The sequence below is a fragment of the Nostoc sp. genome (assembly GCF_054880495.1).
In genome coordinates this window covers 1-2,971 of the sequence record NZ_JBTYKD010000344.1, presented here as the reverse complement: position 1 = coordinate 2,971, position 2,971 = coordinate 1, and the positions used below count along the sequence as shown (strand labels likewise).

Here is a 2,971-nt window from a genome sequence, read left to right as displayed (position 1 = left end):
GTGCAATTAATGTTGACTGCGACTAAAGTCGCACGAGCCGTTTCCCTCTCAGCACTGAAGTGTCTGAGTTTCCCACATCCCGCGAGGTTCTATGAGTATCATGGCATCCCCTTGCGGCAGTATTTACCAGAATAGGGAGGAAGCTAGCTAGAAGGGGACTCAGCAAAGAAAATTGTTTCGTCCCGTGGCTGTTCTCCGCTAATACGTTCGACTTTTCGCTGACAACAGCCACAGAGAAAATAAAAACTCCTAACTCCTAACTCCTAACTACTTTTTAAGTGTCTGGTAAACCAGAATTTGGGTAGGGTTAAGTTGTACGCTACTAACACCTTTTTGGGCAAATACATAGTCTTTGTTTTGCCATAAGGGAACGTAAGGTACATCAGTTGTTACTTGCGTTTCAATTTCTGTAAAAATTTTCTGACGTGCTTCGGGGTTTTGTTCTTTGCGTTGCTGATCAATCAGTTTATTGATGGCTTCGCTATAGTAGAAGGAACCCTGAGTTTGACTGCCTCCATCTTCACATCCTTTAGCAACTGAACCTTTGTCACAAGACAAAAACGGCTGGACGTAATTATCTGGATCTAAAAAGTCTGGATACCAATCAAGTAAAGCTGCTGGATACAAACCCTTAGCAATATCTTTAAAGAAGGCTGGCCCTTCGGCTTGGGTGACTTCAAATTGCAGTATTCCATCCATTTTGACATCGACAAGTGATTTGAGTGTCTGTGCTGCCAAACTACGAGTAGGTGAACTAGAAGGATACCAAACTTGTACTTTTGCAGGATTTTCTTTGGAGAAACCAGCGGTAGTTAATAATTTTTTAGCTTGATCAAAGTTAGCATCGCCATATTTCTCTTTGAATAATGGCACAGAAACTTTAAATGTGGTGGGAATCATGCTGTAAAGCGGGTCTGCTTGACCAAGTAAGACTCGCTCGTTTAAAAGTGGACGGTCAATTATTGATGCGATCGCTTGTCTTACCTCTAATTTATCTAAAGGCTTTTGATTCCGGTTTAATACCAGATAACTCACTACACTACCCTGAGCTGCGATCGCTTGCCAATCCCCTTTTTTACCACCTTCTTCCAAGCTCCGATTTTGATCTGGCTGTAACGACTGATAAGCTATATCCACTGCACCTGTACGGAAAGCATTAAATAAATTAACCGGACTAGTTTGAATTTGGAGGTTAACACCTTTGTTAGCTGGTTTTTCTCCCCAATACTTATCAAATACATCAAGTCGGATGGAATCAGTACCATACTGTCCTAATTTATAAGGGCCAGTCCCCACAAAAATATTCGGTTTGAATTTACCAGCACCGAGTTCGTAAGCTTTGGGTGAAACTGCACACATCCCAGGAAATGCCAGCAATGAGGGAAACGCTGCAAAGGGCTTTTTCAGCTTGATGGTTAACTCATACTCGCTTGTCGGTTTGATCGAATCTACTATATCGGCTAGTAAGAATGAGGGTTTTCCCTTATTTTCAATAAAGCGCTGGATGGTAAAGTCCATTGCTTGGGCGTTGAAGGGAGTCCCATCGTGAAAAACTACTCCCTGACGCAAGGGGATGGTATAAGTTAAGCCATCTCGACTGACTTTGGGTAATGCTGTAGCTAGCTGGGGCTTAATTTCGGTGCTTCCTGATTCGTAGTTGTAGAGGCGATCGCTCATATTAAACACCAAAACCAAGGATGCTAACTCATAAGCATCAGCCGGATCAAGGGTTCTTGGCTTTGCTGTTGTACCTATAGTAATCCGCCCATCACCTGTAGGACTATTTACAGAACCGGATGGCGGCGTAGAAGGCTTGGGACGAGGAGCGCAACTAACAACTAAAAATAAACATAGACAGAACAAAGATAGGAATTGTCTAATCCGACCCCACCGTTTCACGGACAAGGAAAACCAAGTCATGGCAATAATATTTGTGATATCAGAGGTCAGTAATTTTACTACATTTGTGACTATTGTGCTGAATCAAAGATAGTTGATCAGCAATTCTCATTCTGAGAATAATTATCACTATCATTGCCAGCTATGCAAAATTTCAAGTTTTAGATATGGTTTTTGTATCTCTTTAATTCGTAAGCTTAGGGGATATTTTGAATCAGCCAGGAATTTTCGACGAAATAAGTAGCTAGGCACAATTACAGCAGTTTTCATGTATTTGAACCACATGTATCGTAGGGGCACAGCAATGCTGTGCCCCTACCGCGTGGTCTATTTAGCTGAAAATAGCTGTAAATACAAGACGCTCAAGGGCATATTCACCCTTTACGCTTCTAGCTTCCATGCCATCAATAATTGCGATAGCTAAATCATAGTTTCAGTGTTGCCCGTACCGTATGTTCGTGACACTCAAAAATTTTAGCGATGGCTGGTACATTCCATCCTTGGGCATTTAATCGAATTATGTGGGCGCGATCTCGTGTCCGTTGAGCAACTGTTGTCGCTGACCGCAACTCCAAAAGCGTCAAATCTTCTAAATCTGTTAATCTAACTCGCAATGGAGCAGACATCTCAATATTACCTGTTTTTTAAACCTTCTCTATCTTATATTTAATTGTAACCACCTACTTAAGCCAGGACTTAAAAAAAGATCTTAGTTAGAATTAGATATACAGGTATTACGTTGAATTCTAATGTTTTGCGACAAAAATCAAATACTATATGACAGCCAACAATATTAAACAGCAAATTTTAGAGCATCTTGAGGCATTGCCAGGGGAGCAGATAAAAAGTCTGCTCAAAACATGGTTGACTGTAACTGATGGAGACTTAGAAGATTTTGAGTAGTTACTCAGTCATGAATCTACTCAAAGTATAGAATAAATCTATGATTACGGTGTTATGAAAGCAGTCTTGATGATAGCAGCTGGCAGTCCCGAAGTTCTGCAAGTACAGGAAGTGCCAAACCCTGTTGTTCCTGTAGGTAATACTGAACTTTTAATCCGCTTGGTGGCGG

3 protein-coding genes and 2 pseudogenes are annotated in these 2,971 nt (G+C 41.3%); 2 read left to right on the top strand and 3 right to left on the bottom strand.

Annotated elements, in window-relative coordinates; all coding sequences use genetic code 11:
- Window positions 1-143: 143 nt before the first annotated feature.
- The 3 genes and pseudogenes from ACYTXL_RS29690 to ACYTXL_RS29680 all read right to left on the bottom strand — a co-directional run.
- Window positions 144-245, bottom strand: a pseudogene (locus ACYTXL_RS29690) (CRISPR-associated endonuclease Cas2); the annotation flags it as partial.
- A 22-nt stretch (window positions 246-267) separates the two neighbouring features.
- Window positions 268-1,920, bottom strand: coding sequence for an ABC transporter substrate-binding protein (locus tag ACYTXL_RS29685; protein WP_461927770.1), 1,653 nt, complete (start codon window positions 1,918-1,920; stop codon window positions 268-270).
- Between the two features lie 404 nt (window positions 1,921-2,324).
- On the bottom strand, window positions 2,325-2,525 hold the full coding sequence (locus ACYTXL_RS29680; RefSeq protein ID WP_461927769.1) for a helix-turn-helix domain-containing protein: 201 nt from the start codon (window positions 2,523-2,525) through the stop codon (window positions 2,325-2,327).
- Window positions 2,526-2,676: 151 nt separating this feature from the next.
- On the opposite strand from ACYTXL_RS29680, the gene ACYTXL_RS29675 reads away from it, so the two are divergent.
- Together ACYTXL_RS29675 and ACYTXL_RS29670 are read left to right on the top strand one after the other, a co-directional pair.
- A complete protein-coding gene (locus ACYTXL_RS29675; protein WP_461927768.1) occupies window positions 2,677-2,802 on the top strand; it encodes a hypothetical protein in 126 nt (41 codons plus the stop codon).
- A 54-nt stretch (window positions 2,803-2,856) separates the two neighbouring features.
- Window positions 2,857-2,971: pseudogene (locus tag ACYTXL_RS29670) on the top strand (alcohol dehydrogenase); the annotation flags it as partial.